The organism is Micromonospora sp. NPDC005215, from assembly GCF_040607915.1.
Classification (GTDB): domain Bacteria; phylum Actinomycetota; class Actinomycetes; order Mycobacteriales; family Micromonosporaceae; genus Micromonospora.
The window spans coordinates 221,563-248,263 of record NZ_JBEXHQ010000004.1; the positions used below are offsets into that span (position 1 = coordinate 221,563).

Consider the following 26,701-nt stretch of genomic DNA (forward strand, 5'->3'; position numbering starts at 1 on the left):
CGCCTCGTCCTTGGTGATGCCGTACCCAGTGCCGCGGAACGATCTGCTGGTGATGTTCGACGAGCTGGGTCAGATGCCGCGCAAGGCACGGGTGGTCGTCGGGGTGGTGCCGTACCCATTGACTCGGCGCAACCCCGCACCTTAATCGAGGTGGACTCACGAAGGTCGACGTAGGCTGAATCGAAACGGTCATCGACCGGCGCGACTGCACTGGGAGCACCCCGTGGACATCCTGTGGCAGAAGAACGACGACCTGGTGTCCCGGGTACGGGAAGCCTTCGGCGCCGACACTCTCGACGAACTGCTCCAGCGTGCCTTTCCCCGGCGGACCGTCCTGCACGTCGGCGCCCTCACCCCAGGAATCTCCGGTGCCGCGGTCCTCCACGTACGACCGGAGCAGGACGGCTCGGCCCAGCATCCGTGCGTCGTGAAGATTGGGCCGGTCGGCGACATTCACACCGAGTACGAGCGGTGGCAGCAGTATGTGCAGCCGTACCTGGGCCACGGGGAGATGCCGGACGTGCTCTCCACCGCGGTGATCGTCGGCAACCACGCGGCGTTGGTCTACAAGTTCTACGCCGCCCGGACGCTGGCCGACATGATCCGGGATCTGGCGGGCGCCGACGACTCGATCGGCATCGTGGACGCGGTGCAGACCCTGCTGACCATCGTGCACGTGTGGCATCGTTCCCGGTCCTCAACCTACTTCGACCTGATCGCCGAGGAGTACCCGCTTGAGGCGGAGACCCTGGAACGCTTCGAGCAGTACGCCGCCGTCAAGCGTCAGTGGGGTGAGATCGCCGAGCCGAAGCTCGTCCGCGACGTCTGGTCACAACCGCCGGAGAGCCTGCGCAAGCCGCAGCTCACCACCATCGGACACGGCGATCTGCACGCCGACAACGTACTGGTGGGGCCGAACGGCTCGTTCGGCATCATCGACTTCCTGCACACCGGCAGGCATCACTTCCTGCGTGACCTGGCGACGCTCGAAGCCGACCTGGTCCTGCGGGTGCTCTGTCCGCCGGAGGCGACGGCGGAGCAGGCCCAGCGGCTGGCGGCCCTGCTGGAGCCGTACTACGCGACGGCGGCGTTCACCACGTCCGCACAGCACGACGCCCTGGGACAGGGGGCGTGGTTGCCACTGCAAAACGTGGTGCGCTGCCTGCGGTCGGCGGTCTGGGGCCGGTCCGAGCACGACGCGGAGCAGATACCCGGCTACCTCATAGCCGTGATCCGCCGCATGGTCAAAATGGTTGTACGTGGCGACAGCCGCCTAACAGACTTCCAGCGCTGGATCGCCGCCCGTCTGGTGTCGGCACAGACCGCCGAGTTGGCCCGCGGCGGGCGCTCGGCGGAGCTGCCGATCCCGGTGAGCGGCGACCAGGTCCGCGAACGGGTGCCCGGGCCGCCGGCTGAGGAGCCGGTGGCCGCCTACCTCGATCTGGAGTCCGAGGTCGAGGTGGTCCTCGGGCAACTGTCCGAATCCTGGCGGCCCACCGCGGTCGGCGCGATAGAAACCGAGTTGCCGGCGATCGCCGAGGAGGTACGGCGACGGCTGCCGGAGCGGGAACGCCGCCTCGCGGAGGTGTTCCGGGCCTTGACCGACGTGTACCCGGAGCCGCTGCCCGATCCGGACACCGATCCGGAGATGGTCAATCACGTGCTGGCCCGGGCGGACACCAACCGCATGATCGAGGCTCGGGTGGTGCGACAGGGCGAGGCATTGGTGATCCAGATCCCGGACGTGGCCGCCCTGCTGTCGCACTCGACGCGCGAGTTGCAGATCTTCGAGCCGTTGCTACGCGCCGCCTGCGACCTTTACGAGGCCGGTTCCTACCAGGCCTCCCTGACGCAGTTCCGTCGGCTGGCGGCCCGGCTGAGTGGCGATCTGACGATCACACGCAGCGAGCTAACACTGTTCTTCTACTTCCTGTCCAAGTGCCTGCTGAAGCTGAACATGTACAGCAGCCTCAACCGGCTCCTCGACGGTCCGTACCGCGTCTTCTGCGTCGACGTCTGCCCGGAGTTGGAGGCGGAGCGGCTCCTCATCGCCGGGGTGGCCCACCGGCACCGCGGCGAGCTGAGCCTTGCACAGGCATGCCTGGACGACGCCGTGGCACAGCTCGCGCTACTCGCCTCGCGTTCCGAGTCAGCCCTCGTCCACCTCGCCCTCGCCGACGCGTACGTGTTGAGCGCGCACCCACGTTTCGACAACGCGGTCGCGCCCGAGGCCGGGCTGGTCGCTCGTCAGGCCACCGTGCGCCTCACCCTCTCCGCGCTGGAATCAGCGCGGCAGTCCTATGAGGAGTACTGGCGTAGTGGTGGCCGACCGTCCCACTACGAGGGCCGATTGGCTGGCACAATGGCGTACATGACGGTGGTGCGTTCCGTTGTCGAGCCGGCGACGCTCGACGACGAGGCGTGGTCCAAGGCCACCGCCGAAGCTCGACATGGTTTCGAGCCCGAGTTCGACCGTAAGCCGGTGGGCGTCATCGCCGGGCGCGCCGCTCTCGCCTCGGTCAAGTTGGCGCAGGCGCGCTGGCTGGCCGTGTTGCAGCCGGAGCACTGGCCGCAGCAGATGCAGGAGTGCCTGCGCGAGGCCGAGAAGGCGCTCTCCGTCGTGCTGGCGGACTATGTCAGTCGGGTGGAGCTGGGTCCCCGCTTCGAGTACCGCAAGCTCATGGCGATCCAGTCATCGATCGGGGCGTTGACGGCCGATCCGCTTGGCCGAGTGGATCCCGACGCCCTCACCCCTCTCATCTAGGAGTCCGCCGTGCCCGAAGAACGCGGCCAGTACCTCGCCGGAGCTTTCGCGTTCCTCTTCGACCAATCCGGCCGCTTCCTGTTGCTGGAGGAGCGGGCGGACCGGCGGAAATACATGTTCGACCTGCCGGGCGGCACGCTACAGCCGTTCGAGGACCCGATCGCGGGATTGCGCCGCGAGGTGCGGGAGGAAACCGGCATCGAGATCGGTGGCGTCTCCCCACTCTGTCACCTGAAATACGATGTGCACGACAGCGGCCAGCCCATCCTGGTGGCGTTCTACGTGGCTCAGGCGGCATCGAGCTCGGTGCAGCTCTCGACCGAGCACGCCGGCCACTGTTGGGTCACCCGCGAGGAGTACGACACCAACAAGTACACCGTCTCGCTCGCGAACGAGGAGACCCGGCGGCTACTGGACACCTACCCGCACAGCGACTTCATCCTCCAGTGAAGGCGGTCGTCGCGGGAGATGTCCTCTTCGAGGTGAACGGACATCTTCGGGCGACGTTTCCGTCCCTCCTCACGGACCGGCTCTTCTACGGTGATGTCGCCGCCGTGGTCGGCGGCTCGGCGGCTAACTTCGCGTTGGCGGCCACGGCACTGTTCGACGAGGTCGTCGCGGTGGCTGCGGTGGGCGGCGACGCGGTGGGCGAGGTGATCCGCGCGCAACTCGAGCACCGCGGCGTCCGCGCCCGGCTGGCGGTGAAACCGGACCTTCCGTCGGCCGTTGCGATCTATGTCCGGGACGAGGCCGAGCACCGGGCCAAGGGCGCTCGCCTGTTGCTGGTCGGGGAACCGGCCGCACTTGGGCAGTGGGACACCGGGGACGCGGAGACCCTGCGATCCGAGCTCGTCGATGCCGACGTGCTGGTCGTCGACGGTTACGCGCTTCGGGCCGAGCCGCGCCGGGCCGCCACGCTCACTCTCATGGCACAGGCCCGCGACTCGGGTGCCGAGGTCGTCTACGACATCGTCCCGCACGACGTGTTCCGGTCCACAGGCATCGCCGAGGTCCGGCGATACGGCCGGTCGGCGACAATCATCGTCGCCGAGGCCCGGACGTTGAACGCCCTGGCCGGCGAGGATTGGACCGATGCGGACACCGGCGAACAGGCCGCACACCGGGCCGCGACGTTCGGCGCCCGAACGTTTCCGGGTCGCCGCCTGCACGTCCGGTTCGGTCTCGGCAACGCCGACCGTACCCTGACGCTGTCGCCGGACGGCGATGTGGACGTCATGGCGACGGGTTACGCCGAGAGCGACGAGCCGCGTGGCTTCGGCGACCGGCTGCTGGCCTCCGAGTTGGCTACGTTGCTCAGGGGTCGGCGAACCTGAAGAACGCCGTGTCGGGGTCGGCGGTCAGCGCCTCGTGGATGCCGTTGAACATGATGTTCGCCGACCGGTCGATGCAGTCACCGCATTCGCCGGGGAATCGCTGGACCAGAGACGTCATCCGCGGTGTCCACCAGATGTCGTCCAGGCCGTCGTCGCCGGTCATCCGGCCGAACACAGTGCCTTCCGCGCCGCCGGCGAAGCCCTGCCCCCGGTAGCGTCCGCAGGGCACCAGGGCCGGCTCGGACGGGGACGACCCGACCTCGACCAGTGCCCGTTGAGTCGACGCCAGGCAGGTCGAGAAGTACTCGCGCGGGACGTAACCGGTGTCGGTGAGCGACCGGGTCGGGAAGAACACCTGGAACTCGTCGTCGACCAACTCGGTGCGTATCCGGTCGACCTGGCGGCGGTAGTTGTCCTCCTGCTCGGCCGTGAACGCCACCCGCAGGCGGTCGCCGAGGACCACCCGGAAGGACACGTGGTCCAGCCCGGCGGTCTTGGCGGCCGCGGCGATGGCGTATATCTCCGCGACGTTCGTCGGATGGATCATCGACGTGCCGCCGAGTGGCATCACCGCCAGCGGAGCGGGGCCATGTTCGGCACGGCGCAGCCGATCGAGCTCGGCGAGCATCCGCAGCAGGGACGTCACGCCCAGTCGCGGGGTCCGGTGCAGGAGCATCCTCGTCCTGTCGGTGGCCGCGTTGAGGCTGACCCGCACGTAGGTGCACGCCCGCACCAGCGTCAGCAGCAGCTCGGGCCTCAGCAGGTCGCCGGCGGTCAACACGGCGGAGGTCAGGCCGAGCTGCCGGCACAGGTCGACGGCTGCGGCGAAGTGCGGGCTGACGAGCGGATCACCGCCGCCGTCGAAGCGGACCACGCGCACGCCCATCCCGGCCGCCGACCGCACTGTGCGTTCGAGGGCGGGCCAGGACAGGTGCAGGCCGGAGCCACCGACCGAGCGGTAACCGGCGGAGAAGCAGAAGGTGCACGCCGACGCGCACGCCATAGTGATATCCAGGTCCAGTTGGACCGGGTGCGGTCTGCCGTCCCGGATGCCCGCCGACAGCGCCGCGATGTGGTCGGCCAGTCGGCCCGGCACGATCTCGCCGCCGTGCGCCGGAATCATCCGGTACGAGCGGGTCTTGGGTGACCACGCCACCAGTGCGTTCCAGTGGCCGAAGGTCACGTTGTCGGTGCCTTCGACCACCCGTCCCGACCCCAGGTCGACCGGTTCCCCGCCGCCTGTCGGCAGGATCAGGAAGCTGTGACCACCACGGTTCTCGGCCAACACGGCATACGGTGGTGCTGTCGGCGCCACCGGAGGAATCACCGGCTCAGCGTTACGTCGACTTTCACAGATGTCAATCTCGGCCTCAGGTCAGCAGAAGTCGCTGAATCGTGCTCAACGCCTGCTGCATCGGCGCGACGAATCGCTCCCGAAAGTCGGCGGCCTGCCCGTACGGACCGATGAAGCTCGCGACCAACGGCAGTGCCGACAGCTCGACGAGCGCCTGCTCGTCCTCCAGCGTGGGCATCGTCTCCTCGTACTCGGTCACCAGCTCACGCAGGTAGGTCTCGGCACGACTGATAGCCATGGCCAGCTGCCCCCGTTCCGGGAACAGCTCGTTGTCGGCGCGCACCGCGAAGGAGTGCGCCTCCAATGACAGCTGCGCGTCGAGAACGACCTGAAGGAACTCGTCGTACCGGCCGGCACGCAGCCGCGGCGCGTTCTCGTTGCCGGGCCGGCGCACCAGCGCCTGGGCACGCAGCATCCGTCGAGCACGCTTGACCGCGTTGTACTGCTCGACAAGATCGCGCAGGTACCGCTGCCGGGCTTCCCGGCGGGCGAGGATCAGGTCCTCCGCGCGGCGGACATCCTGGGCGCGCTGGTCGGCGTCCCGGTTGAACGCCTGGTAGATGAGGGACACCGCGCCACCCAGAACGGCGACCAGGATGAACTGCAGCAGGATCTTGTAGGCTTCTACGCCCACTACGCGGGCCACGGCATCGTGCCGCAGAACCAGCAGGGCTGCCAGCGCGAGTGTGACAAGGACAGCGATGACGATCGTCACCGATAGGCGACGAGACGCGATACTTCGTTTCGGGTCTATGCCGTCCGAGTTTAAACGGCGATGAGGACCCCACGCCGACAGCTCGGGTCGTCGACGGCGGCTCCGTCACCGACTGTGGCGGTTTCAGCCATTCACTCGGTGAAGCATGGCTGACCAGGGGAAACGGCTGGTGGGGCGGGCGGGACTCGAACCCGCGACCGAGGGATTATGAGTCCCCTGCTCTAACCGGCTGAGCTACCGCCCCGAAACACCGCGCCGGATCTTATCCCGCTCGGCGATCAGCAGCCAGCACCGCGCCGGCCGGCGCCCACGTCTGCACCAGCACGATGGGCTACAGGAATATAACAGCGCGCTCCGGCCGGCTCGGGGACGGCGGTCAGCCGGCGCGCAGCTCCTCCAACACCGCTCCGGCCGCGCGCCATCCGCTGGCGAGAGCGCCCTGGATCGATGGGCTGTCCCGGTGGTCACCGGCCACGAAGAGGCCCTCTCCCAACGACACGGGCTTGCGCAGCCGCCCCTGCGGTGGCGGTGCGGCGGGCAGCGCCTGCGGCACGGCCACTGTGGTGAGGTGGGTCCAGTCGGCGGTGGATCGGCCGTACAGCCGGGTCAACTCGGCCCGGATGGTCGGCTCGGGTGGCGCGGTCGGGCCGACCACGGAGGTGGCCACCAGGTGCCGCCCGGCGGGCGCGTACGTCGGAGCGGCGTTGCTGAGCACCACAGTGTTCGCCACGATCTCCCGCCGGTCGCCGTCGACGAGCAGGATCGGTTCGGTGAGCGGCGGTTCCGGTGCGCTGTGGTAGTAGGTGGTGTAGCTGTGCATGCGTACCGTCGCCAGGGCCGGCAGCAGCGCGGGCGCGGCGGGCGGGTCGACGGCGACCACGACGGCCCGGCAGCGGATGTCGCCGGCCTGGGTGCGGACCCGGCCGGGCGCGACCTGCGCGACCGGGGTGTCCAGGTCGAGCAGGTCGGCGGGGAGCGGGTCGGCGATGGCCCGGGGCAGCGCGGCCATGCCCTCGGCGGGCAGCCCGATCCGGCCGCGGGCGAAGGAGCGCAACACCATCGCGAGTACGTGGCTGGAGGTGGCCAGCTCGCGGTCGATGAACACACCGGACAGGAATGGCCGCAGCAGCTCCTCGATGATCGCGTCGGAGAGGCCCGCCCGGCGCAGCGCCGTCTCGGCGCTGGTCTCCGGCGCGGTGAGCAGCCGGGACACCGGCAGGGTGGCGCAGCCGGTCGCGAGCGCGGCGAAGCGCAGCCGGTCGAGCAGGGTGCCAACTCCGGCGAGCGCGGTGCGCGGGCCGCCGGTCGGCTCGCGCAACGGGTTGACCAGCCGCAGCAGGTCGTCGCCCTTGCGCACCAGGACGCCGGAGGTGAAGTACCCGAGGTGCAGCCGGTCGGTGTCGAGCAGCGTGCCGAGCTGCGGGTAGGCGGTGTTGAGCACCTGGAAGCCCCTGTCGATGAGGTAGCCGTCGACGACGTCGGTGGCGACCCGGCCGCCGAGTCGGCCGCTGGCCTCCAGCAGCCGCCAGGGCACGCCGGCGCGGTGCAGCCGGCGGGCGGTGGCGAGGCCGGCCAGGCCACCGCCGACGATGACCACGTCCGTCTCAGCCAGCATCGCGCGCCTCCCGCTCACCGTTCGCCCGGGACAACCGGCCCGGCCACCAGATCTTCGGCCCGATGTCGTACGCGAGCGCGGGCACCAGCAGCGACCGGACGATGATGGTGTCGATCAGTACCCCGATCGCGACCGCCGTACCCAACTCGACAAGCACCACCAGTGGCAGCACGGCGAGGGCGGAGAAGGTCGCGGCGAGCACGATGCCGGCGGAGGTGATCACCCCGCCGGTGACGGCGAGGCCGACGAGCACCCCGGCGCGGGTGCCGCGCTTGATCGACTCCTCCCGCACCCGGCTCGTCAGGAAGATGTTGTAGTCGATGCCGAGGGCGACCAGGAAGACGAACGCGAACAGCGGGAACGACGAGTCCACCCCGGGAAAGTCGAACACGTGCCGGAACAGCAGCGCGCAGAGCCCGAGGGTGGCCGCGAAGCTGAGCAGCACGGTGCCGATCAGCAGCACCGGGGCGAGCAGCGCTCTCAGCAGCAGGGCGAGGATGACAGCGATGACCACCAGCACCACCGGGATGATGACGTTCTGGTCGCGCTTCGCGGCGTCGGAGGTGTCCACGTTGATCGCCGTGAAGCCGCCGACCACCGCGTCCGCGCCGGGCACCTGGTGTACGGCCACCCGCAGCTCCCGGATGGTCCGCTCGGCGCCGTCGCTGTCGGGCGGGTCGGCAAGGGTGGCCTCCAGTTGCACCCGCCCGTCGACGACCTTGGGTGTGGCGTTCGGGTCGGGTGGGCCGGTCGGCGGTCCGGTGGTGAGGGGTCGGACGTCGGCGACGCCGGGCACGTCCTTCGCCACCTGGGCGACCTGCCGGGCGGTCTGCTGGGTGGTGAAGATGGTGGCCGGGCTGCCCGTGCCGGCCGGAAAGTGCCGGGAGATCACGTCCTGGCCGTCCACCGAGTCGGTGCGTTGGGTGAACAGGTCGGACTGCCCGAGGGTGGTGGCGCCGAGCTGGGTGAGGCCCAGCGTGAGGACGGCCAGCACGACGGCGGTGCTCAGCCAGATCGGTCGGGCGTGCCGGGCCACGAAACCGGCGATGCGGCTCCAGATGCCGTGCTCGGCGCGTGGGTCGGCCTGGTCCTCCCGGGGCCGTCGGGGCCAGAACGCCCACCGGCCACCGAGCACCAGCAGCGCGGGCAGGAAGGTGAGCATCACCAGCAGGGTGGCGGCGATGCCGATGGCGGCGACCGGGCCGAGGGCCCGGTTGGAGTTGAGGCTCGACAGCAGCAGGCAGAGCAGGCTGACGATGACAGTGCCGCCGGAGGCGATGATGGCGGGCGCGGCGCCCTTCCACGCTGTCCGCATGGCATCCCACTGTCGGTCGTGGCGGTGCAGTTCCTCCCGGTAGCGGGCGATCATCAGCAGCGCGTAGTCGGTGCCGGCGCCGAAGACCAGCACGGTGAGGATGCCCTGCGCCTGCCCGTTGAGCTTCACCACGTCGGCGTCGGCGAGCAGGTAGACGAAGACCGAGGCCAGGGCGTACGACATGCCGGCGGCGAGCAGCGGGAAGATCCAGAGCACCGGGCTGCGGTAGACCACCAACAGGATGATCAGCACCACCACCAGGGTGACAAGCAGCAGTGGTCCGTCGATGGCGGAGAAGACCTCGATCAGGTCGGCGAGCAGGCCGGCGGGTCCGGAGACGTCCACGGTGAGCCCGTCCCGGTCACCGCCGGTGATGTCGCGTAGTTGTTCGACGACCGAGCCGATCTCCTCTCCCTCGGCGTCATCCACGGGCACGACGACCTGGAGGGCCTGGCCGTCCTCGCTCGGAATGGGTGGGGGCAGCGGGGTGAGCACGCCGGGCACCTGGGCGAACCGGGCGGCGTCGGCGCTGACCCGCTGCCTATCCGCGTCGGTGATTCCGGCTGGCCGCTCGTAGACGACAAGGGCCGGGATGGTCTGCCGGTCGACGAAGTCGCCGGTGAGGTCCTGGGCGCGGGTCGCCTCGGCGTCGGTGGGCAGGAAGGCGGCGTTGTCGTTGGTGGCGACCTCACTGAGCCGCCCGGCGTACGGCCCGGCCACGCCGCCGATCACCAGCCAGGCCAGCACGACCGCCACCGCGATCAGCGTGGCCCTGCGTCCGGACATCCGCTCTCACCCCAACAATCGACGCATCAATCGACGCAGCGGGAGCCCGAGTCGACATCGACCATCCTGCCGGGCGAGCAGGTCGAGGGAGGGCGAAACCAGTGGCACGCACACGAAAACGCCCGTCGGCGAGCTGGCCGACGGGCGCTGGGTGGAGAAGCTCCCCCGATTGGACTCGAACCAATAACCTGCCGGTTAACAGCCGGCTGCTCTGCCAATTGAGCTACAGGGGATCGTGCATCGCGCGCCCCCGGATCACGCCGGTGCCGTGCGACGGGAAAAGAATACAGGACATCCCCCGGTGGTGGTCCAGTGGGTTCGGCCCCATCCACCGATGATCAAGGCGCGCAGGTCAGGGCTCGCAACGCATCGACAATTGGGATAAATCGTCATCCCGGCACAAGCATGCTTGAGCGGAGAGCAGGATGGGTAGTTAGCTGCGGACAGAGGACGCAGGCGCGAACAGGTCGCCTTCCGACGGGGCAACTCGCCGGGGCGACGGCGCGTCAGGTACGGAAGGAGCCGCCATGCGCGGAAAGATCATGTTTCTTGGCGGGCTGGCTGCGGGATTCGTCCTGGGCGCCCGTGCCGGCCGGGAAAAGTACGAGGAGCTCGTGGTCCGGGGCCGCAAGGTGCTCGACCACCCGACCGTCCAGGAGGCGGCCGGGGTCGCGCAGGCCCAGGCCAACAAGCTCTACAGCGAGGGCAAGGACAAGCTCGGCCAGACCAAGCTGGGCGAGAAGCTGGGCAACGGTAACGGCAGCACCGGCAAGCAGGAGCTGACCGCCGCCGACGACGCGTTCGCCGGCACGCCCGCCACCATGGGCGCCAAGGCGGGCACCAGCACGGTCGGCACGACCTCCGGGTCGCCGTCGTCCACCAACCCCCGCACCAAGCCGTCCGGCTCGGGCACGAACGCCAGCACGCTCTGACCAATCGCACGTCGACGGGCCGGTCGCCGCAGGGCGACCGGCCCGTGGTCTGTTCGAGGTGCGGTCAGTCCTTGCTGCTGAACGCCGCGTCGAAGGCCGCGCTCGGTGCGTCGAAGGCGAGCCGGCGGACGAACTGCAACGCCTCCGGGGCGCCAATCAGCCGGTCCATCCCGGCGTCCTCCCACTCGACCGAGATCGGGCCGGTGTAGCCGATCGCGTTCAACGCGCGGAAGCAGTCCTCCCAGGGCACGTCGCCGTGCCCGGTGGAGACGAAGTCCCACCCGCGGCGCAGGTCGGCCCAGGGCAGGTGCGAGGCGAGCCGGCCACGCCGGCCGTCGCCGGTGCGCACCTTGGCGTCCTTGCAGTCCACGTGGTAGATCCGGTCGGCGAAGTCGAAGATGAAGTTCACCGGGTCCAGCTCCTGCCAGACGAAGTGCGACGGGTCCCAGTTCAGCCCGAACGCGGGCCGGTTGCCGATCGCCTCCAGCGTCCGCTTCGTCGTCCAGTAGTCGTACGCGATCTCGCTGGGGTGGACCTCGTGCGCGAACCGCACCCCCACCTCGTCGAACACGTCGAGGATCGGGTTCCACCGGTCGGCGAAGTCCTGGTAGCCGCGCTCGATCATCGACGGCGGCACCGGCGGGAACATCGCCAGGGTGTGCCAGATCGACGACCCGGTGAAGCCGACGACCGTCTTCACCCCGAGCTTCGCCGCCGCCCGCGCGGTGTCCTTGATCTCCTCGGCGGCCCGCTGGCGGACTCCCTCGGGCTCCCCGTCGCCCCAGATCCGGCCGGGCAGGATGTCCTGGTGCCGCTCGTCGATCGGGTGGTCGCAGACCGCCTGACCGACGAGGTGGTTGGAGATCGTGAAGACCTCAAGGTTGTGCTTCGCGAGGGTCTCCCGCTTGCGCTCGACGTACGAGTCGTCGGCGAGCGCCTTGTCGACCTCGAAGTGGTCGCCCCAGCAGGCGATCTCCAGACCGTCGTAGCCCCACTCGGAGGCGAGCCGGCAGACCTCCTCGAAAGGTAGGTCGGCCCACTGGCCGGTGAAGAGCGTGATGGGTCGCGCCATTGTTCTTCTCCCCTGTTGTCATGGGGGATTCCAGGTGCGGACCGGGGCGAGGGTGACCGGACGTACGCGGCACCGAGCGGTCACCGGTGGGTGCGGAACACACCTGGGCCCGGCGGGTTGCGCCTCCCACCGGGTCACCGGCCACCAGCACGGTCGCCGCCCCCACCCTATTTCCGGGGCACCCCATTGCGAAAGCCCTGCGGGCCGATCATCATTCGGCCACCTCCTCGGGTGCCGGCAGGGCGGCCCGCACGGTGAAGCCGCCACCGGCGCGCGGGCCAGCGGACAAGGTGCCGCCGAGGCGTTCCGCGCGCCGTCGTACCCCGAGCAGACCCCGCCCGGCACCCTGGGTGCCGCCGCCTGACGGCAGGGGGCCACCGCCCTCGTCGCGGACCTCGATGGTGATGCCCGTGGCGTCGTAGCGCAGGCGGACCGCGACCGGCGCGCCCGGGGCGTGCCGGCACGCGTTGGTAAGCGATTCCTCGATGATCCGGTACGCCACCGCGTCGACCGGCCCCGGCAGCGGCCGGGGTTGACCGGCCAGGCTCCACCGCACCGGCTGACCGGCGGCGAAGCCCTCCACCAGCGCGTCGAGGCGGTTCAGGCTGCCCGTCGGCTCGAACGGGTCGTCCGGCTCGTCGGGCCGGCGCAGCGCATCACCCAGCCGGTGCCTGTGCGCCAGCACCATCCCGCGCCACTGCGCGAACCGCCCCATGCAGGTCAAGGTACGGCAGTCGGCTGTGAGCCGGGTCCGCGGCGTCGCTCCGCCAGAACCGACGAACCCGGCCGGTCGGGGCACACCCGGCCGGGCATTGTCGGCGCTGGATCTGGAGGGGCCCACGCCGTGCGCGTCGGCCCCTCCAGGCTCAGTCGGTCAGGGCAGGGTCCACTTCTGGTTGGCCGCGTTGAGGCAGGTCCAGAGGTGCACGACGGTGCTGTCCGCCGAGTTGTTGCCGGAGACGTCGAGGCACTTGCCCGACGACGTGTTGCGCAGGCTGCCGTCGGACTGGGCCGCCCAGTTCTGCGCGCCCGTGCCGTTGCAGGTCCAGAGCTGGATCTTGGTGCCGTCGGCGGTGCCGCTGCCGGAGACGTCCAGGCACTTGCCGAGCGCCTTGATCGTCGAGCCGGACGTCACTGTCCAACTCTGCGCCGTACCGCCGTTGCAGGTGTAGATCTGGACCTGGGTGCCGTCGGTGGTGCCGCCGCCACGCACGTCCAGGCACTTGCCCGCCAGACCCTTGATCGGGCCGACCCCGGGAGTGCCGCCGCCGCCCTTGACCAGTGTGAAGTCGTCCAGGTCGAAGAGCCCGGTGCCGCTACCGGTGAAGGTGAGATAGAGGTTCTGGGTGCCGGACGGGACGCCGGACAGGGCGGTGGTGACGTTGGCGAACGTGGTCCAACTGCCGGTGTTCGGCACCGCGACCGAGCCGAGCACCGGGCCGGTTGCCGAGCCGGTGCGCACCTGGATGGTGCCACCCGCCCCGCCGGAGACGACCCGGGCCGTGAACGAGGTGACAGCGGTCAGGTCGACGCCGTTGTACGCGGCCCAGTCGCCCGGGTCGATGTAGCCGACGGTCTGCCCACCGTTGGCGCCCGCCTTGGTGAACGCGGAGACGCCGTTGGCCGAGCTGAACGTCTCGGCCTGGATCGTGCCGGTGGGCGGCGGGGTGGTGCCCAGTTCCTTGATCCGGATGTTGCGGAACGAGGCGTCGTCACCGGTGCCGTGGTTCTGGATGCCGATGTGGCCGGCCAGCGAGCGGACCGGGTTGGTGTTGGTGAAGTCGTTGATCTTCACCCCGTTGAGGAAGATCTGCAGCCGCTCGCCCTCGACCAGCAACTCGTAGGTGTTCCACTCCCCCGGCGCGTTCAACGCCGCGTCCCGGGCCACGGTGTCGGCCGACTTGAACGTGTAGACCGAGCCGGTGGTGCGGTCGGCCGCGTCGGTGGCGTCGATCTGGATCTCGTAGCCGTTGTCCACCGCCGACCACGGATCACTGGACGGCGGGAAGCCGATGAAGATGCCGGAGTTGTCGTCCCCGGCCAGCTTCCAGTCCAGCTTCAGCGAGTAGTTGGTGTACTGCTTGGCGTTGTACCAGAACAGCCCCATGCCGCCCACCGACGTCAGGGTGGCGTCGGAGTTGGTGAAGCTACCCGGACCGGCCTGCGACCAACCGGTCGTCGAGCCGTTGAAGATCGGCGTGTAGCCGGTCTCCGGCCGGCAGTCGGCCTTGCTCCGACCGGCGGCGTACCGGATGCCACCGAGCAGGTGGGACCGGAACGCCGGCTCCGCGTACGACGCCTGGGTGTGCCCGGCTCCGGTGTAGAAGGACCGGCCACCGCTGTAGCTCTTGCACCAGCTCAGCGGGTGGTCGGCGCCCATGCCGCCGCCGGAGTACGACGACTCGTCGAGCGTGGCCAGCACGTGGGCGGTCGACCGGGCGTTGGTCCGGTAGTTGTACCACTCGTCGGTGCGGGTCCAGGTCTGCGGCAGGTGGCCGGTCGCGGCGTGCCCCCGGTCCTCCACCTTGATGTTGGCCTGCTGGATCGCCGGGTGCGAGGCGAACCACGCGCCCACCAGGTTGCCGTAGAACGGCCAGTCGTACTCGGTGTCCGAGGCCGCGTGCACACCCACGTACCCGCGACCCGAGCCGATGTACGACTCGAAGGCGGTCTGCTGGCTGGCGTTGAGCACGTCGCCGGTGGTGTTGAGGAAGACGACCGCCTCGTACTGGGCGAGGTTGGAGGTGGTGAACGCGTTCGCGTCCTCCGTGGCGGTGACTGTGAAGTTGTTCGCCGCGCCCAGGTCACGGATGGTCTGGATGCCGACCGGGATCGCGTCGTGCCGGAAACCGGCGGTCTTGGAGAAGACCAGCACGTCGTACGGGGCGTCGGCGGCGCTGGCCGGGCTGGCCGGGGTGGTGCAGGCGATGACGGCGAGGGCGGCCAGGCCCGCACCGAGGACGGGTCGCAGGAGTCTGCGCATATCGCTCTCCTAACTGCGGTTAGGAGGGGCCCCTCGCCCAACCGTAGGCGTTGCGAGGGGCCCCCACCTGTCAGCTCAGGGCAGGATCCACTTTTGGTTGGCGGCGGCGGTGCAGGTCCAGAGGTGGACCACGGTGCTGTCGGCGGAACTGTTGCCGGAGACCTCGAGGCACTTGCTGGACGCCGCGTTGCGTACCGTGCCGTCGGCCTGCGCGGCCCAGTTCTGCGCCCCGGTCCCGTTGCAGGTGTAGAGCTGGATCTTGGTGCCGTCGGCGGAGCCAGCACCGGAGACGTCCAGGCACTTACCCAACGACTTGATCGTGGAGTTCGGGGTGACCGCCCAGGTCTGCGCCGCACTGCCGTTGCAGGTGTAGATCTGGATCTGCGTGCCATCGGCGGTGGCGGCGTTGCGGACGTCCAGGCACTTGCCACCCAGACCCTTGATCGGGCCACCTCCGCTGGTGGCGGTGCCGGTGACGAACGTGAACGCGTCCAGGTCGTAGAGCGCCCCGGTGCCCGACCCGGCGAAGGTCAGGTACAGCGTGGTCGTGCCGGTCGGTGGGCTGGTGATCGTGCCGGTCACCGTGGCGAAGGTCTCCCAGCCGCCGGTCACCGGGACCGTGGCCGAGCCGAGCACCGTGCCGGTGGCCGAGCCGGCCCGGACCTGGAGGGTGCCACCGGCACCCGCCGAGGAGACCCGGGCGTTGAACGATGTCACGTTGCCCAGCCGGTACGGCTGGAACGCGATCCAGTCGCCGTTGTTGATGTCGCCGACGGTCTTGCCACCCTCGGCCGTGGTCTTGCTGAACACGTTGATCCCGGACGAGGTGCCGAAGAACTCGGCCTGCCGGTGCCGCGGGGGCAGCGTGTGCTGGGTGTGGGTGGTCAGGCCACCGGCGTCGGTGTACTCGGCGTCGAAGATCGCGAAGATGTTCGCCGCGTCGTCGTGCTCACCGTCGACCGGGATGGTGATCGAGCCGGAGCACCCGGTCTTCGAGGTGATCTGGTGCCCGTGCTGGTCGTGCCCGAGCACGTAGGTCATCTTGACCTTCGTGCAGTCGATAGTGCCGTCCTCCGGGTCGGTCACCGTGATGCTGTACGGCACCGTGTCGCCGAAGCTGAACAGCTGGCCGTTGCCGGGGTTGTTGATGGTGACGGTGGGCGCGGTGTTGCCGACACTGATCCGGACGCTGCTGCTGCCGGTGGCGCCCTGCGGGTCGCGCACCGTCAACGTGGCGGTGTAGGTGCCGTTTGTGGAGTACGTCTTCGTCGGGTTGGCGGCGGTCGAGGTGGTCCCGTCACCGAAGGCCCACGAGTACGTCAGCGCGCCGCCCTCGGGGTCGGACGAGCCCGCCGAGGAGAAGGTCACAGCGAGCGGCGCCGCACCGGAGGTCCGGTTGGCGCTGGCCACCGCCGTCGGTGCCCGGTTGCCGCTGCCGACGTAGTCGAAGCGGTAGAGCGCCGAGTTGACGTCGCCGTTGAAGTAGCCGGTGCCGTAGTCGAGCACGTAGTACGCGCCGTCCGGGCCGAACGCCGAGTCCATCACCTGCTTGCCGACCCAGGGGAAGGTGTCGATGGTGCCCCGGGAGCCGTCGGAGTTGACGTGGATCGGCTTGATCCAGCCCCGGCCGAACTCGGTGGCGAAGAACTGCCCGTCGAAGGACTGCGGGAACTTGGTGGTGGAGGCCGACGAGGCGTTGTACCGGTAGACCGGGCCGCCCATCGGCGACTCGGAGCCGCCGCCGAACTCGGTCGGGGTGCCGGCGTCGCCGGCGTACCGGATCCAGGCCGGCTGGGCCGGCGGCAGGGTGGTCAGGCCGGTGTTGCGGAACGAGTTGTTCGTCGGTCCGCCGGCGCAGTTGTACTTCGCCCCGCTGGCGTTGCTGGCGAAGTCCCACTCGTTGTACGTCTCGGTGCTGGTGTTGGTGCCGGTGCAGTACGGCCAGCCGTAGTTGCCCGGTGCGGCCACCCGGTTGAACTCCACCTGGCCGGACGGCCCGCGGGTGGAGCTGGTGGTGCCGGCATCCGGCCCGTAGTCACCGACGTAGACGACCCCGGTGGCCTTGTCCACGCTGATCCGGAACGGGTTGCGGAACCCCATCGCGTAGATCTCCGGCCGGGTCCTGGCCGTGCCGGGCGCGAACAGGTTGCCCGAGGGGATGGAGTACGTGCCGTTGGCGTTCACCTTGACCCGCAGGATCTTGCCGCGCAGGTCGTTGGTGTTGCCGGCGCTGCGCTGTGCGTCGTACGCCGGGTTGCGGTTGCTCCGCTCGTCCAGCGGCGAGTAGCCGGCGGACTCGAACGGGTTGGTGTCGTCGCCGGTGGACAGGTAGAGGTTGCCGGCGGCGTCGAAGTCGATGTCCCCGCCGACGTGGCAGCACAGGCCGCGGTCGGCCGGCACGTCGAGCACGTCGACCTTGCTCGACTGGTTGATGGTGAAGTCCGAGTTGAGGGTGAACCGGGAGAGGCGGTTCACTCCCTGCCAGGCCGAGAAGTCGGTGCCGGTGGCCGGCGCGTCACCGGCGGGGGTGGAAAGCGGCGGCGCGTAGTAGAGGAAGATCTGCCGGTTGCTGGCGAAGTTGGGGTCGACCCCCACGCCCTGCAGGCCCTCCTCGTCGTGGTTGTAGACCGACAGGGTGCCGATCACGGAGGTGGTGCCGCTCGCGTCGGTGCGGCGCAGGGTGCCGTTGCGGGCGGTGTGCAGGACGGAGCGGTCCGGCAGCACGGCCAGCGACATGGGCTCGCCCATGTCGGTGACGCCGCGGGCGAGTTCGACCTGCTGGAAATCGGTGGCGACGATCGTGTGCGCCTGCGCGGGGGCCGAGCCGGCGGCGAGTGCGACAGTGCCGGCGGCGACCGCCAGCAGTAGTGCCGATCCGGCGGAGGACCATCGTCGGGATCGTTGTTGTGGTGCGTCCTTCATGGACATCTGTGCTGCCCCTTCCTGACGTGTGACTGCCAGGCGGGCGCGCGCCGTCGCGCCGGATGCCGTAGCGGTGATGGTGGCTGTCGATGGGTTACCGCGCCGCCGGTTCACCTCGACGAAACATTGTCGTGTTGGTCACGACACTAAGTTGAGAGTGTCGATGTGTCTATACCTTCCGGTGATTCAGCGCCAACTTTCGTCGATCTGTTCGAAAGTTGGCGATCACGCGTGGCGGTCGATCGCCTGTCCGGCCAGCGCAACCAGCGCCGCGCGCGCCTCGTCCGCCACCATGGCGTTCTGCAGGGCACCGAGCGCGGCCTCGGTCCGGACCCGGATCATCTGCTCGATCCGTTCCAGGGCGCCGGTCGCCTCGATGATCCCGCGCAGCTCCGCCGCGCCGTCGGAGTCCAACGCCGGGTTGCCGAACAACTCCCGCAGCCGGGTGGTCTGCGACCGGTCGGCGGCACTGCGGGCCAACGCCATCATCACCGTGGGCTTGCCCTCACGCAGGTCGTCCAGGACCGACTTACCGGTGACCGCCGGGTCCCCGAAGACACCCAGCACGTCGTCGCGGAGCTGGAACGCGTCGCCCAACGGGTCACCGAACTCACCCAACGCGGCGATCAACTCGGGCCCCGCGCCGGCCAGGGCCGCCCCGATCTGCAACGGCCGAGTCACCGTGTAGCGGGCAGCCTTCATCCGGATCACGGTGAGCGCGCTGGCCACCGAGCCGTCACCCACTCCCGAGACCAGGTCCAGGTACTCTCCCGCGATCACCTCGGTCCGCATCAGCGCGAACACGCCGTACCCCCGGTGCACCTGTTCGGTGCTCAGCCCACACTCGTGGAACATCTGATCCGACCAGGCCGCGCAGAGGTCCCCGCAGAGCAGGGCGGTGTTGCGCCCGTACGCCTCCGGGTCACCGCGCCACGCCGAGCGGGCGTGCAGGTCGGCGAAGAGGCGGTGCACCGACGGCTCGCCCCGGCGGCGGTCACTGCCGTCCAGGATGTCGTCGTGGATCAGCGCGAACGCGTGGAACAGCTCCAGCGCCGCCGCGGCCACCACGATCGGCGTGCCGTCGGCCGCCCCCGCTCCCCGCCAGCCCCAGTAGCAGAACAGCGGACGTATCCGCTTCCCACCGGCCAGCACGAACCGTTGCAGGGCGGTGAACACCCCGCGCGGCGCGCCGTCCGGCCAGTCCGGACCCTGCCGTTCGAGGAACCCGGCCAGCTCGGCGTCGAAACGTGCCCGCAGCCCGCTGGCATCAGCGGGCGCGACGGTCAACGTCACGACCCCTCCCCCGGCCCGCCGTCAGACAGCCCGGCCAGCTCCAGCAGCAACGCCTTGACCTCGGTCGCCGCGATCTTGTCCCGAGCCGCGGCCGGGTCGGAGCAGAGCAGCACCGGGGCGTCCGCCGGGTCGTCCGGCAGCCGCCCGTGTGAGCCGCGCACCGCCCGCGCTCCGGCGTCCAGGCCGACCGCGGTCATCAGGTACCGCATGCCGAGCTTCTTGCGGGCCAGCGCCACCCCGGCCCGGGCCTTCGCGGCACCGGGGTTGGCCGGGTCGAAGAACAGCTCCGCCGGGTCGTAACCGGGCTTGCGGTGAATCTCCACCAGCCGGGCGAAGTCCGGCGCCCGGTCGTCGTCCAGCCAGTAGTAGTACGTGAACCAGGCGTCCTTCTCGGCCACCAGCACCAACTCACCGGCGCGCGGATGGTCCAGCCCGTGTGCGGCCTTGCCGTCGGCGTCCAGCACCTCGGCCACGCCGGGCAGACCGGCGCAGAGCTTCGCCACCGCCGGCACGTCGGCCGGGTCCTTGACGTAGACGTGCGCGACCTGGTGGTCGGCGACCGCGAACGCCTTCGACGTCCAGGGGTCGAGGTATTCCATGCCGGCCTGCGTGTGCACCCGCAGCAGCCCTTCGGCGCGCAGCAGCCGGTTGACGTCCACCGGCCGGGACACGTCGGTGATGCCGTACTCCGACAGCACCACTACCGTGGCGTCCCGGGCGCGGGCGGCGTCCAGCAGGGGTCCGAGCACCGCGTCCAGCTCGGCCGCGGCGGCGGCAGCCTGGGCCGACGACGGGCCGAACCGTTGCAGGTCGTAGTCCAGGTGTGGGACGTAGACCAGGGTGAGGTCGGGTGACACGTCGGCCAGGATCTGCTCGGCCGCCTGGCAGATCCACCGCGACGACGGCAGCCCGGCTGTCGGCCCCCAGTAGGTGAACAGCGGGAAGGTGCCCAGCCGCCCGGTGAGCGCGTCGTGCAGCTCCGGCGGGTCGGTGTAGCAGTCCGGCTCCTTGCGCCCGTCGGCGTAGTACACCGGGCGCGGGGTGACCGTCCAGTCGACGTCCGCGCCCATGGCGTACCACCAGCAGACGTTGGCGACTGTGTAGCCGGGCTCGGCCCTGCGGGCCGCGTCCCAGAGCTTCTCCCCGCCGACCAGCGCGTTGTGCTGCCGCCACAGCAGCACCTCGCCCAGCTCCCGGAAATACCACCCGTTGCCGACGATCCCGTGCCCGCTGGGCGGCTCGCCGGTCAGGAAGGTGGACTGCACCGAGCAGGTCACCGCGGGCAGCACGGTGCCCAACTCGGCCCGGAAGCCGCCGTCGGCGACCCCGCGCAGCCGGGGCATGTGCGCCAGTAGTCGTGGGGTCAGCCCCACCACGTCGAGGACCACCAGTCGCCGGCTCATCGCGTCACCCCCATGCTCACGGTTCGCTCTGTGGTCAGGCCGAGGCCGACCAGTTCGTCTCGGGCGAAGGCCAGCTCCGCGGCGATGCCGGCGGCCAGCTCCGCGTCGGTGCCGGGCCGTCGTGCGGCCGGCAGCACCCCCCAGGTGTACGTCTCGACGTCGAGGTGGTCGCAGCCGGCGGTCGGGCCGTCGAAGAGCGCTCTCAGGGCCGCGCGGAGCACCGGCAGGGTCGAGCCGAGCGGTTCCTCGGGTGGGGCGTGCAGGGGCACGTGGTAGTGCACCCGCCACGGGCCGGGCAGCGCCCGGTCCAGCGCCTCGTCCAGGTCGTCGGCCGCGTACGCCGGGTCGGCCGGGTCACCCAGACCCGCGCAGCCGGCGCCCCGGGTCTGGTGCAGGAAGCGCGGCTCCACCCAGCGGCGCAACGCGTCGGCACCGCCCGCCGGGTCGGCCGCCTCGACGGCGGCGGAGACCTGCACCTTCACCACGGGCAGCCCGGCCGCCCGCAGTCGTTCCAGGGCCTCGGCCGGCTCTTCCCAGGCGCAGGCCAGGTGGGCCAGGTCGACGCAGACGCCCAGCCGCTCGGTGTCCATCCCGGACAGCAGCTCGGCCGCCTGACCGGTGCTCTCCACGACGCAGCCGGGCTCCGGTTCGAAGGCCACCCGCACCTCGCGGCCGGTGTCGCGCTGCACGGCGGCCAGGCCGGCGGCCAGCTGGTCCAACCGGCCCCGGGCCGCGTCGGCCCGAGCGGTGTCCCAGGGTTGACGCCAGGCCAGCGGCAGGGTGGAGATCGAGCCCCGGGCGGCGTCGTCGGGCAGCAGGTCGGCGAGCACCCGGGCCAGATCGAGGGTGTACGTGAGGCGCTGCTCGGTGGTCCAGTCCGGGTGGTAGACGTCCTGCTTGACCACCGGGGCCTGGAAGGCCGCGTACGGGAAGCCGTTGAGGGTGACCACCTCCAGCCCGCGCGCGGTCAGCTCGGTGCGCAGCCGGCGACGCAGCGTCGGGTCGGCGGCCAGCTCGGCGGCGACCGGGGCGGCCAGCCACAGGCCGAGGCCGAGCAGGTCACTGCCGAGAGCCTCGCGGACCGGCACGGCGTAGGTGTCCAGTTGACCGAGGATGCCGGCGAGGTCCTCGGCGGGGTGCACGTTTGTGCAGTAGCCGAGATGGACGGTGTCGCCGCCGGAATGTCGCAGCCGCATCAGCTGCCGCCACGCAGGATCGAGTTGCCCGTCTGCGGGTCCACCTTGGCGGCGACGTCCAGGTCGCTGAGGTCGAGCCGGCCGGACTGCCCGTAGAACTCCACCGGGTTGCGCCACAGCACCGCATCGACGTCGTCGTCGCTGAACCCGGCCAGCAGCATCGCCTCACCGGTGGCCCGGGTCAGCAGCGGGTCGGAGCGCCCCCAGTCGGCCGCCGAGTTGACGAGCATCCGTTCCGTGCCGTACTCCCGCAGCAACTCGACCATCCGCGAGGGCGTCATCTTGGTGTCCGGGTAGATCGAGAAGCCCAGCCAGCAGCCGCTGTCGCGGACCAGCTTCACTGTCACCTCGTTGAGGTGGTCGACCACCACGCGACCCGCCTCGATGCCGGACTCGGCGACCACGGCGAGGGTGCGTTCGCATCCGCGCGCCTTGTCCCGGTGCGGCGTGTGCACCAGCGCCGGCAGGTCGTACGCCACGGCGAGGGCGAGCTGCGCGGCGAACGCCTCGTCCTCCTCCGGCGTCATCGAGTCGTACCCGATCTCGCCGACCGCCACCACCGCGTCCTTGTCCAGGTAGCGGGGCAGCAGGTCGAGCACCGGGCGGCAGCGCGGGTCGTTGGCCTCCTTGGGATTCAGCGCGATGGTGGCGAAGTGCCGCACCCCGAACTGCCCGGCCCGGAACGGCTCCCAACCGATCAGCGAGTCGAAGTAGTCGGTGAACGAGGCGGCGCTGGTGCGCGGCTGACCCAGCCAGAACGCCGGCTCCACCACGGCGCGTACGCCGGCGGCGGCCATCCGCTCGTAGTCGTCTGTGGTGCGTGAGGTCATGTGGATGTGCGGGTCGAAGATACGCATGTCACGCCTCCCGGGGCAGTGCGGCGGTGAGCCGGTCGAGCAGGTCGGTGGCGTCGGCGGGCAACTCCCGGCCGGCGGCGTGCCGCTCGGCGGCCAGCGCCGCCAGCATCGCGGCCAACTCCCCGTCGGCGCGGGTCTCCAGGTCGGCGACCACGGCCAACGGCACACCGCTGAACACGCACTTGAGCACCGCCTGCCGCCAGGCGGCCGGGTCGAGGTGCCGGGCGTACGGGCCGAGGGCCGCGCCGACCAGCCGGGTGTCGTTGGTGCGGATCGCGTCGTGCAGCAGCGGCACCCCGGCGGCGCCGATCGGCAGCAGCGGCAGGGCCCGCAGCACGGCTCGCCGCTCGGCCGCGTCACCGTGCTGGTAGAGGCTCGCGGCGTACGCCGCGTGGTCGTTGGGCAGGCTGGTGAGCAGCAGCACCCGGGCCGCGTCGTCGGCGGTCCAGCCGGGGGCGTCGGGCAGCGCGGCCCGACCGCACCGCCGGCCGGCGGCGGGGAAGAGCCGGGTGATCGCGGTCGGCTCGGTCGTGACCCGGCGCAGCGCCGTGTCCAGCCAATCGGGATCGGGTACGCCTCGCAGCGCGGCCCGTAGTGAATCCGGTGTCATCCCGTCTCCTCCCTCGTGCTGCTCCCAGACGCCCGCCACACCCTTTGCTCTGCAGCTATATATGCGCCGGGGCCTCTTTGGCGGATGTCGCCTCGGCGGATGTCGCCTCGGCGGATGTCGCCTCGGCGGGTGGCGCCTCGGCGGGTGCAGAGCAAAGGGTGCTGGCAGGGTGGTTATCGGTGGCCGCCGCGGCGCGCAGGAACTCGATGGACCGGGCGGCCACGTCCGGCGCGGCGTGCGAGTCGCGGGGCAGTTCCACGGCGACCAGGCCGCGGTAGCCGGCCTCGGCCAGGGCGGTCAGCACCGGCGGAAAATCGATCTCGCCAACACCGAACTCCAGGTGCTCGTGCACGCCCCGGCGCATGTCGTCGATCTGCACGTTGACCAGGTGCTCGGCCACCTCCGCGACGCACTGCGGCACCGGCCACGGCTCCAGGCAGCGGCAGTGGCCGATGTCGAGGGTGATGCCGAACCGGGCCGGGTCGCCGAGGGCCGCGCGCAGCCGACGCCAGTCGGCGATGTCCTGCACCAACATTCCCGGCTCAGGCTCGAAGCCGAGGGTGACGCCGGCGGCGTCGGCCGCGTCGACCACTGTGGCGCAGCCGGCGACCAGCCGGTCCCAGGCGCACTGCGGCGACACCGTCTCGGGCCGGACACCGGCCCAGAACGAGACCGCCTCCGCGCCCAGGTCGGCGCCGATCCGGACGGCCCGGCGCAGGAACTCGATCCGCCGCGTCGGGTCGTCGTGCAGCAACGTCGGGGCGTGCTTGTGCCACGGGTCGAGCAGGTACCGGGCCCCGGTCTCGATCACCACCGCCAGACCCAGCTCGTCCAACCGCCGGCCGAGGACGGCCACCCGGCGCGCGAGCCCGGGCGCGAACGGGTCCAGGTGGTCGTGGTCGAGGGTGAGCGCCACCCCGTCGTAGCCGAGGTCGGCGAGGACGGCGAGCGCGTCGTCGAGTCGGTGGTTGGCGAAGCCGTTCGTGCCGTACCCGAGGCGCAGCGTCGTGGCGTCGGCCGCCGGCGGTGCGGGTCGGGGCTGGGGAGCTGTCATGTCGGGGAGACTTTCCGGGCCAGGCGTCGACCCAGCGGCGCGGCTGCCGCGACCGCCAACCCGAGCAGGCCGGCCCCACCGCGCGCGGTCAGCGCCCCCTGGAGGGCGGGCAGGCCGGTGATCCCGGCGCCGACCGCGGCGCGAACCCGCCCGGCCGACGGGTCCCGGACCACCTCGGCCTGGGCCGCGCCGTAGCGGGCGGCATACCACCCGGCCAGCACGGCGGGCAGCGCGGCGGCGACTCGGGCCGAGCCGTTTCGCACACCGGTCTGGTCGGCGGGTCGGGCGTGCGGGATGGCGGCGCTGGCGGCGACCAGCGCGGTGCCGGCCAGCGTGCGCATCGGCAGGGCGGCATCGGCGCCACTGACCTCCCGGCGGGACAGCGCGGTGACCGTCCAGGTGTGCGCGGCGACGGTGACCGCCGCCGGCAACGCCCTGGTCACCCGGCCGCCGGACGCGCCGAGCAGCACATCCAGCCCCCGGCAGACGGCCATCACGGCCGGACCGGCGGCGGTGTTCTTGGCCAGCAGGTCGTACCCCCAGATGCTGGCGGCCAGCGGCACGGCGAGCGCGGCGGCGCGGCGACCGCCCACGGCGGCGGCCAGGCCCACGCCGGCGACCGTGAGGCCCGCCGCGAGACCGACCGCGGCGGCCGGGGTGACCCGCCCGCTGGGGATCGGCCGCTCGGGCCGCTCCACGGCGTCCAGGCCCCGGTCGGCCCAGTCGTTGGCGGCCATGCCGGCCCAGTAGAGCAGCACCGAAGCGCCGGCCAGGGCAGGGGTACGCGGACCCAACGCGCCGGCCGCCGCCGCTCCGGCGACCACGTCACCGGGCACCGAGAGCGCGGCCGGCGCCCGGACCAGCTCGGCGAGGTCAGCCAGCGTGGTCATCGGCACCGTCCCGGCCGGCGTGCAGCAGCCGCGTGAAGTCGGTCAGCCGCGCCCACTGCTCGCCCAGCGAGTGGCTGGGTGAGCCGAGCGGGTCCTTGAAGAAGAAGCCCAGCTCGGTCAGCGGCCCGACGTGCCCGGCGGCGTGCGCGGCGGCGGTGAGCCGGGCCAGGTCGAGCACCAGCGGCGCGGCCAACGCGGAGTCACAGCCGTGCCAGGTGAACTCCATCCGCATGCCGGTGCCGAGGAAGCCGGAGAAGGTGATCAGATCCCAGGCGGTCTTGAAGTCGCCCAACTCTTCGACGTACTCGATGCGGGTGCCGCCCTGCGGGACGTAGCCCAGCGTCTCGCCGAGCACCCGCTGCTTGCTCTGCACCTTCGCGGCGTTCGCGGCCGGGTCGGCGAGGGTGGCGCCGTCGCCACCGCCGAGCAGGTTGAACCCGGACCAGGAGCGCACGTCCAGGTTGCGCATCGCGAACATCGGCGCGAGCACCGACTTGACAAGGGTCTCCCCGGTCTTGCCGTCGTGCCCGGCGTACGGGAGGCGGGCCTGTTCGGCCAGGGCGGCCAGCGCGGGCAGTCGCAGCCCGGTGGACGGGGTGAAGTCGACGTAGGGGCAGCCGGCCAGCAGTGCCGCGTACGCGTACAGGGAGCTGGATGGCAGCACCTCGTCCGGGCCGGTGAGCGCGGCGCGCAGCGCGTCGGGGTCGGCGTGCCCGGGGTGCGGTGGTGGGGCGGCTTCGGTGGCGGAGACGTTGACGACCACCACCCGGTCCAACCCGTGCCGCTCGCGGAAGCTGGTGAGGTCGCGGACCACGGCGGCAGCCCGAGCGGCCTGGGTGGCTTCGACCGGTGCGGGGCGCAGCTCCTGCTCGACCGCGTTCAGCTCGTCGGGGAGCGCGGCGACCAGCCGCCAGGGGATGACACCGGCGTCGGCCAGGGCCTCGGCCCGCTTGGACAGCGGGGTGGTGGCCAGGTCGTGCCCGCCGAAGACGAGGTCCGCGAAGGCCGGCAGGGCGGGGCCGCGCAGCTCGGGCAACTCGGTGACGCAGCCGGTGGGTCCGGCCAGACCGGCTCGCAGCGCGAGCCCTCCGACGATGCAGGTGGTCGCAACGGAACCGCGCGCTCCTACCAGCCAGACACCTGTTCGCATGGTGCTCCTTCCCCGTTCACGAGGAACCGTCGGTACCGCTAAATATAGGAATATCAGAATATTCTTCGGAAAGATACGGCCCGGTTTCGGAAACATCCCGGTCGGGTGGATGGGCCCCGCCCGCCCGCCCCGCACCGGGACGGCACCGGTTTCCGACGTCGGCGTCGGCGGCGCCGACGCCGGACCGGTTCCCGGCACGGGTGCGGGCAGACGGGGCTGGTAGGCAGGGTCGGGTCGGCGTCTCGACCCTGCCTCCCCCGCATGCCGATCTCCACCGATGGTGGCGGTCCTCCGGTGCGGCCGGGGAATCCCGGTCCGGTCGCACCGGACGACCGTCCTGCTCGTGCGCCACCGGGCCGTGCGGCCCGGCTGCACGCTCTCCGTTGCCGACCTCGTCCCGTCCGCGGGGCGCAATCCGCGGTCGGTCCCTCGCCGGTCGGCTTCGGAAAGCCGGTT

General features: G+C 71.0%; 20 protein-coding genes and 2 tRNA genes. 4 read left to right on the forward strand and 18 right to left on the reverse strand.

What is annotated here, in order from left to right:
* The first annotated feature begins 223 nt into the window (after nt 1-223).
* The 3 genes from ABZU25_RS06045 to ABZU25_RS06055 are packed head-to-tail and all read left to right on the forward strand — an operon-like array spanning nt 224 to nt 4,098.
* Nucleotides 224-2,764, forward strand: a complete 2,541-nt coding sequence (locus ABZU25_RS06045; protein WP_355028205.1) for a phosphotransferase — start codon at nt 224-226, stop codon at nt 2,762-2,764.
* Nucleotides 2,765-2,773: 9 nt separating this feature from the next.
* A complete protein-coding gene (locus tag ABZU25_RS06050; protein WP_355028206.1) occupies nt 2,774-3,214 on the forward strand; it encodes an NUDIX hydrolase in 441 nt (146 codons plus the stop codon).
* 32 nt (nt 3,215-3,246) lie between these two features.
* Nucleotides 3,247-4,098, forward strand: a complete 852-nt coding sequence (locus ABZU25_RS06055) for a PfkB family carbohydrate kinase (protein ID WP_355028207.1) — start codon at nt 3,247-3,249, stop codon at nt 4,096-4,098.
* Here ABZU25_RS06055 and ABZU25_RS06060 read toward each other — a convergent pair.
* The 6 genes from ABZU25_RS06060 to ABZU25_RS06085 all read right to left on the reverse strand — a co-directional run bounded on the left by ABZU25_RS06060 (nt 4,079) and on the right by ABZU25_RS06085 (nt 10,116).
* Nucleotides 4,079-5,383 carry a radical SAM protein gene (locus ABZU25_RS06060; protein ID WP_355028208.1) on the reverse strand — a complete coding sequence of 435 codons (1,305 nt, stop codon included), beginning with the start codon at nt 5,381-5,383 and terminating at the stop codon, nt 4,079-4,081. The genes ABZU25_RS06055 and ABZU25_RS06060 overlap by 20 nt on opposite strands.
* An 85-nt stretch (nt 5,384-5,468) precedes the next feature.
* Nucleotides 5,469-6,167, reverse strand: coding sequence for a hypothetical protein (locus ABZU25_RS06065; protein ID WP_355028209.1), 699 nt, complete (start codon nt 6,165-6,167; stop codon nt 5,469-5,471).
* A 167-nt stretch (nt 6,168-6,334) separates the two neighbouring features.
* A tRNA-Ile gene (locus ABZU25_RS06070) sits at nt 6,335-6,411 on the reverse strand.
* 132 nt (nt 6,412-6,543) lie between these two features.
* Nucleotides 6,544-7,782, reverse strand: a complete 1,239-nt coding sequence (locus tag ABZU25_RS06075; protein ID WP_355028210.1) for an NAD(P)/FAD-dependent oxidoreductase — start codon at nt 7,780-7,782, stop codon at nt 6,544-6,546.
* Entirely contained in the window at nt 7,772-9,883 is a 2,112-nt protein-coding gene (locus ABZU25_RS06080) for an MMPL family transporter (protein WP_355028211.1), read from the reverse strand. Before ABZU25_RS06080 ends, ABZU25_RS06075 begins: the two co-directional genes overlap by 11 nt.
* A 160-nt stretch (nt 9,884-10,043) precedes the next feature.
* Nucleotides 10,044-10,116: transfer RNA gene (locus ABZU25_RS06085), tRNA-Asn, on the reverse strand.
* 294 nt (nt 10,117-10,410) lie between these two features.
* Between ABZU25_RS06085 and ABZU25_RS06090 the strand changes: the two genes are divergently transcribed.
* The gene (locus ABZU25_RS06090) at nt 10,411-10,815 is read left to right on the forward strand and encodes a hypothetical protein (protein ID WP_355028212.1); all 405 of its coding nucleotides are present in this window, start codon (nt 10,411-10,413) and stop codon (nt 10,813-10,815) included.
* 64 nt (nt 10,816-10,879) lie between these two features.
* On the opposite strand, the gene ABZU25_RS06095 is transcribed toward ABZU25_RS06090, so the two are convergent.
* The 12 genes from ABZU25_RS06095 to ABZU25_RS06150 all read right to left on the reverse strand — a co-directional run bounded on the left by ABZU25_RS06095 (nt 10,880) and on the right by ABZU25_RS06150 (nt 26,245).
* Complete coding sequence (locus ABZU25_RS06095) at nt 10,880-11,887, reverse strand: sugar phosphate isomerase/epimerase family protein (RefSeq protein ID WP_355028213.1); 1,008 nt, start codon at nt 11,885-11,887, stop codon at nt 10,880-10,882.
* A gap of 211 nt (nt 11,888-12,098) precedes the next feature.
* The gene (locus tag ABZU25_RS06100) at nt 12,099-12,602 is read right to left on the reverse strand and encodes an ATP-binding protein (protein ID WP_355028214.1); all 504 of its coding nucleotides are present in this window, start codon (nt 12,600-12,602) and stop codon (nt 12,099-12,101) included.
* 159 nt (nt 12,603-12,761) lie between these two features.
* Nucleotides 12,762-14,870 carry a ThuA domain-containing protein gene (locus tag ABZU25_RS06105; RefSeq protein WP_355028215.1) on the reverse strand — a complete coding sequence of 703 codons (2,109 nt, stop codon included), beginning with the start codon at nt 14,868-14,870 and terminating at the stop codon, nt 12,762-12,764.
* A 75-nt stretch (nt 14,871-14,945) separates the two neighbouring features.
* Nucleotides 14,946-17,798: a PQQ-dependent sugar dehydrogenase gene (locus ABZU25_RS06110; RefSeq protein WP_355028216.1), complete on the reverse strand. Its 2,853-nt coding sequence runs from the start codon at nt 17,796-17,798 to the stop codon at nt 14,946-14,948.
* A gap of 219 nt (nt 17,799-18,017) precedes the next feature.
* On the reverse strand, nt 18,018-19,085 hold the full coding sequence (locus tag ABZU25_RS06115) for a polyprenyl synthetase family protein (protein WP_355028217.1): 1,068 nt from the start codon (nt 19,083-19,085) through the stop codon (nt 18,018-18,020).
* Complete coding sequence (locus ABZU25_RS06120) at nt 19,082-20,488, reverse strand: nucleotide pyrophosphatase/phosphodiesterase family protein (protein WP_355028218.1); 1,407 nt, start codon at nt 20,486-20,488, stop codon at nt 19,082-19,084. Before ABZU25_RS06120 ends, ABZU25_RS06115 begins: the two co-directional genes overlap by 4 nt.
* Nucleotides 20,485-21,684 carry a metabolite traffic protein EboE gene (eboE, locus tag ABZU25_RS06125; RefSeq protein ID WP_355028219.1) on the reverse strand — a complete coding sequence of 400 codons (1,200 nt, stop codon included), beginning with the start codon at nt 21,682-21,684 and terminating at the stop codon, nt 20,485-20,487. Before eboE ends, ABZU25_RS06120 begins: the two co-directional genes overlap by 4 nt.
* The gene (locus ABZU25_RS06130) at nt 21,684-22,541 is read right to left on the reverse strand and encodes a TatD family hydrolase (RefSeq protein WP_355028220.1); all 858 of its coding nucleotides are present in this window, start codon (nt 22,539-22,541) and stop codon (nt 21,684-21,686) included. The genes eboE and ABZU25_RS06130 overlap by 1 nt, the downstream gene beginning before the upstream one ends.
* A gap of 1 nt (nt 22,542) precedes the next feature.
* On the reverse strand, nt 22,543-23,151 hold the full coding sequence (locus tag ABZU25_RS06135) for an EboA domain-containing protein (protein ID WP_355028221.1): 609 nt from the start codon (nt 23,149-23,151) through the stop codon (nt 22,543-22,545).
* 55 nt (nt 23,152-23,206) lie between these two features.
* On the reverse strand, nt 23,207-24,205 hold the full coding sequence (locus tag ABZU25_RS06140; RefSeq protein WP_355028222.1) for a sugar phosphate isomerase/epimerase family protein: 999 nt from the start codon (nt 24,203-24,205) through the stop codon (nt 23,207-23,209).
* Entirely contained in the window at nt 24,202-25,095 is an 894-nt protein-coding gene (locus ABZU25_RS06145; protein WP_355028223.1) for an SCO3242 family prenyltransferase, read from the reverse strand. Before ABZU25_RS06145 ends, ABZU25_RS06140 begins: the two co-directional genes overlap by 4 nt.
* Nucleotides 25,079-26,245, reverse strand: coding sequence for an inositol-3-phosphate synthase (locus ABZU25_RS06150; protein WP_355028224.1), 1,167 nt, complete (start codon nt 26,243-26,245; stop codon nt 25,079-25,081). Before ABZU25_RS06150 ends, ABZU25_RS06145 begins: the two co-directional genes overlap by 17 nt.
* Between the last annotated feature and the right edge of the window lie 456 nt (nt 26,246-26,701).